Origin of the sequence: Coleofasciculus sp., from assembly GCF_046539235.1 — a bacterium.
In the GTDB taxonomy this organism is placed as follows: Bacteria; Cyanobacteriota; Cyanobacteriia; order Cyanobacteriales; family Coleofasciculaceae; genus Coleofasciculus.
Genome location: NZ_JBKHHI010000496.1, coordinates 1 through 4461, shown reverse-complemented (window position 1 = coordinate 4461; position 4461 = coordinate 1). Strand labels below are relative to the sequence as shown.

General features: G+C 47.9%; 4 protein-coding genes. 1 reads left to right on the top strand and 3 read right to left on the bottom strand.

Features of this window, described 5'->3' with window-relative positions:
- Positions 1–257: 257 nt before the first annotated feature.
- The 3 genes from hemE to ACLFWI_RS27415 form a co-directional block, all read right to left on the bottom strand.
- Positions 258–1319 (bottom strand): uroporphyrinogen decarboxylase, encoded by a 1062-nt coding sequence (gene hemE, locus ACLFWI_RS27425; RefSeq protein WP_446415567.1) that lies wholly within the window; start codon positions 1317–1319, stop codon positions 258–260.
- Positions 1320–1385: 66 nt separating this feature from the next.
- On the bottom strand, positions 1386–2462 hold the full coding sequence (locus ACLFWI_RS27420; protein ID WP_446415566.1) for a S66 peptidase family protein: 1077 nt from the start codon (positions 2460–2462) through the stop codon (positions 1386–1388).
- 54 nt (positions 2463–2516) lie between these two features.
- A complete protein-coding gene (locus ACLFWI_RS27415) occupies positions 2517–2987 on the bottom strand; it encodes a tetratricopeptide repeat protein (RefSeq protein ID WP_446415565.1) in 471 nt (156 codons plus the stop codon).
- Between the two features lie 325 nt (positions 2988–3312).
- Between ACLFWI_RS27415 and ACLFWI_RS27410 the strand changes: the two genes are divergently transcribed.
- Positions 3313–4299: a hypothetical protein gene (locus tag ACLFWI_RS27410; protein WP_446415564.1), complete on the top strand. Its 987-nt coding sequence runs from the start codon at positions 3313–3315 to the stop codon at positions 4297–4299.
- The last annotated feature ends 162 nt before the right edge of the window (positions 4300–4461 follow it).

Sequence of the window (4461 nt, the reverse complement as noted above, 5' to 3'; positions counted from 1 at the left end):
ATACTTAGTCGGGGCGGGTTTAGTTAAATCTGGGTAAGGGTAAGAAACGATAGTCGTCAAACCCGCCCCTACCTTTGGAAAGGGCGGGTTTTGCATAAACGTTATCGTCAATAGCGACATGAAAGTCCCTAAACCCGCCCCTACAGATGCGCCATCTCCGACAAACGTAGGGGTTCTCGCATTCCTGTCCAGATGTCTCGGTTTCCGTCAACATACCCGCTACCAATGCTTCGCCCAATCCCCTGTTCCCCAATCTCTTACGCATGAACGGTCAACAATTGATCAACCTGTTTGGCGGTTTCAAAGAAGAACCTGACATTATCTTCTGGAGTTCCCGGTAAAACACCATGACCCAAATTAAAAATATGCCCTCGGTTCCCAGCTTTACGAATTGTATCCAAAATGCGATCGCGGATAAACTCCTGTGAGCCAAATAGTACCCCTGGGTCCATGTTCCCCTGAACGTTCATTTTATAGCCTAACCGCTGTCGCGCTTCTGCCATATCCACCGTCCAGTCTACGCTGATAATATCCACACCGGATTTACCCATGCGCTCTAAGATACCTGCACTCCCACTGATATATAAAATCAGCGGCGTATCTGGATGCGTAGCTTTCACTTGCTCAACCACTCGCTGCTGATAGGGTAAGGCAAAGGTATCGTAATCTTGGGGACTCAGTTGACCCGCCCAAGAATCGAACAGTTGCACAACTTGGGCACCATTATCAATTTGATAGCGCACATAAACCGCGATCGCATCAGCTATTTTCCCCAGAAACTCATGCAGCATGGCGGGTTGGGAAAATGCCATCCCTTTAATAATCGAGTAATTCTTGGAACTTTTCCCCTCAATCGCATAAGCGGCTAACGTCCAAGGCGCACCGACAAAGCCTAAGACAGCGGCTTCGTTCCCGACTTCTTGGCGCAGCGCTTGTAATATCTCCCCGACAAATGTTAATTTTTCTAACTCTAAGGGATGAAGCCCGTCAATTTGTGCTTGGGAGCGAATCGGCGGATCAATAATCGGACCCTTGCTTTCAACAATATCAAAGGGAATACCGACTCCGGGTAGAGGCGTGAGGATATCAGAAAATAGAATCACCCCATCTGGACGAAACACCTTCCAGGGTTGGAGAGAAATTTCAATAGCAATTTCGGGAATTTCCGAGCGTTCCCGGAAACTGGGATACTTATCGCGTAAATCCCGATAGGCTTTCATATATCGACCCGCCTGTCGCATCATCCACACAGGCGGACGTTCTAATTTTTCACCACGAGCGGCTCGTAATAAATAAGGAACCTGGGTTAACCCAGCCATACTAGACCTACCCTACATAAATTTTTCAGCGCACTTGTTAGCTTACCATTCCTGATTGATAATTATTTATGAAGTTTTCCAACATAAGGTTCCCTGATCCCCATCCAGTTCAACCTTGCGTCCCACAGGCAAAGCCGCGTTGACACCATCGTGACCAAAGGGCAACTCGGAGACAATGGGAATATCGAGATCAATTAAGCGATCGCGTAACACCTCTTCAACCATCCAACTTGGCACATTCTGGGGGGGATGGCAGCGGCTAAACCGTCCCAAGGCAATACCCTTAACCTTTTGTAACATGCCACTCATTCGCCACTGGGTCAACAGGCGGTCAATGCGATAAGGCGCTTCAGTCACATCCTCTAAAGCCAGAATTGCCCCATCTAGCGGCGGTAGAATCGGCGTACCCAGTACATGAGTTGCCACAGTTAGATTCCCTGGCAAAAGCCACCCCTTAACCTTACCCCCGCCCCAACCCTTCCCGGTTAAAGGTGACAGAGGGCGTCCTTCTACAGAGTCAAATAAGCGATTCAGCGACCATTCTGGTTCATTGGCTAACGTGGTTAAGACTGGACCATGAACACTGCCAATTCCCACTCCAGCTAGACTCCAGAGGAGACAGGTAATATCAGAAAACCCAATCAGCCATTTGGGAATAGGGGATTTTGGCTCAAGACTCCTTTGATCAATTTGATTGACCTGTGTACCGCTGCGCCCCTGTTCCTCAAGCAGGGCGGGTTTAGTCAAGTTATCGGTTTCTGGTGTAGCGTTATCGGTCAAACCCGCCCCTACAACCTGGGGCGATATTACTGGGGAAGTCCACGTCCATTCTTCCAGAAGACGGGCGCTACCATAGCCACCTCGAATACAAAGAATCCCCTGACAGTCTGGGTCATACCAAGCGGCGGCTAACTGCTGGCGTCGTTGGTTATCTGTACCCGCCAGGTAGCCATCCCTAGCATCCCAATTGGTTGGTAATTCAACCCGATAACCTCGGCGACGCCAAATTTCCACTCCCTGATGGAATGCGTCAACCTCTCTTAACGTACCACTCGGAGCAATTACCCGGAGCAAATCGCCTGGTTGTAAGGGACTAGGTTGATTTATGTTCACCAAATTTACCTCCCTGTAGAGACGTAGCATGCTACGTCTCTACATATCCCCATCTTCCCCATCTTCCCCATCTGCTAATACCCCCTAACTCAACCGCGCCGTGCATTCCAGAATAAACTTTTGATTAATTAAAGAATAGGGTTGAATGTCCAACGCCCTGCGAAAGGCGATAATTGCCGCTTGATAATCTGCTAACGCCATATAACACAATCCCAAACCATGCAGCGCCCCAAAATGAATGGGATTGAGTCGGATAACCTGCTGACAATCGTCCCTTGACTTTTGATACTGTTTAAGTATGTAGTAAAGAACGGCTCGTCGATTCCAAGCTTCAGCAAAATCAGGTTGCTCTCTAATAATCTGGGTCAGCAGCACTTCAGCTTGGGCTGTTTCCCCACGTTCTAATAAAATCTGTGTCCGCCCTAGCCGTTCCATTCCGGAGATGCCCTTTTGATAGAACCAGATACGCCAGAGTTCTTCGGTTGCCTGTTTGCGGACGTTTTCGTCAGGGTTTTTTAGGTTCTCCAGTAAGGAATTGATGGATGATTCACTCATATCTTGTCCTCTTAACTATTGGGTAACGGATTACTCAGATTTATCGCTACTCCCCTATTTTCCCGCCCAAATTTGAACAGAGTGCAGATTGCTGCGAGTAAAGATTCCATAAACTTTGCGGATGTACCAGTCTTATGACTGCATTTTGTAAAATGGGCAGACTGATACTGAGTTTCCTTACTTTGTTAATTTTTCGGTGGAAACATAGCTAGGAGAGTCATTCTAGCTATTTCACCACCCCAGTAAGGATGTTGAACAAACTAAAATTCAAGCAGTCAGTCCAAATCTCCCACAAGGGAATGTGTCTCCGTCGCTAGGAGGTTATATGAGTCCTTCTGTGAATCGGTCTACCGACTCACCCCAGTCTTCTGGTGAAAATCTGCCAGAAGCATCCAGTGTGCAACCGCCACACTCAGCCCCACCCAATGGCAATTCTCAAAACGTGACTAACTCATCTACTACAACGGATTCAACCAGGACAATGCCATCAGATGTCCAACGACAACAACCCATTCCTCCGCCCAGTGAACCCATGCAGTACCGAGCAATCGGGCTGATTCGGGGAAAATATATGCCCTCTCAAGAGCAATTGACAAGGGGTACTCTACTGGCAGATGACGGTACCTTAATTGATGCCGTCTTACTAGGTCGGGTGATGAGTTTGGTGAAAAACCATCTCGATTTAGCTCTATCCCATCTTTGGGTCGTTTATCCTCGCACCAGACAACAAGACGGAAATTTGCACGTCCAAATTGTCGGTGTTTGGGAACCGGAAACACTCAATCACGATCAAACGACAGCTTCAGAATCAACCGACTCGCCACCGGAAGAGTCAACCCCTGAGCCACAAACGTCTCCAGCTCATTCTCAACCTGAACCAACAGAGCAATTACCAGAAGGTTATTTTTCAATTCGGGGTCAAGTCATTTACCAGTCGCGGGAGAATGAAGACGTTATTGTCAAAATCAAGCAGTCTCCCCGCAGAGAATCAGAGAAAACCAAATTTTTCAAGCTTCAGCTCAAGGGATTGCTGGGGGAAAAGGTGATTAATCACTTTTGGGATTTGCACGTCAAACTGCATACCAATACCCTGATGATTGAGGAAGGCAATGATATTGGTATCGTTCATGCACCCAAAAGGCGATCGAATAAGTTTCGTCCACGCAAAGGGTCAAGACCGAAAAGGAGTTTTCCCCGTCGTGGTTCGGGCGAAGATCCTTCGACAACAGGAAAAAGAACCTCACCCAAGCGTTCAGAACCCTTATCCAAACCAGTTCAACGTAAGGACAAGCCAGGTACAGATAATTCCTAAGAGGGATTCCTGATTAGGACTTGACACTCCCCCTTTTAGAAAAAGGGGGATTGGAGCGAACTCACATTCCACATATCCTGAGAGAACAGCTCTAGCTGTCTTCCCAAGTTCCCAGGCACACGACGTTTACCCTTGCGGGTGTCGTGTTTTCTCCTTTTAGGC

Bases quoted from the DNA above. Each gene is read 5' to 3' on its own strand.
- hemE (WP_446415567.1), bottom strand. From the start codon at position 1,319: ATGGCTGGGTTAACCCAGGTTCCTTATTTATTACGAGCCGCTCGTGGT.
- ACLFWI_RS27420 (WP_446415566.1), bottom strand. From the start codon at position 2,462: ATGCTACGTCTCTACAGGGAGGTAAATTTGGTGAACATAAATCAACCT.
- ACLFWI_RS27415 (WP_446415565.1), bottom strand. From the start codon at position 2,987: ATGAGTGAATCATCCATCAATTCCTTACTGGAGAACCTAAAAAACCCT.
- ACLFWI_RS27410 (WP_446415564.1), top strand. From the start codon at position 3,313: ATGAGTCCTTCTGTGAATCGGTCTACCGACTCACCCCAGTCTTCTGGT.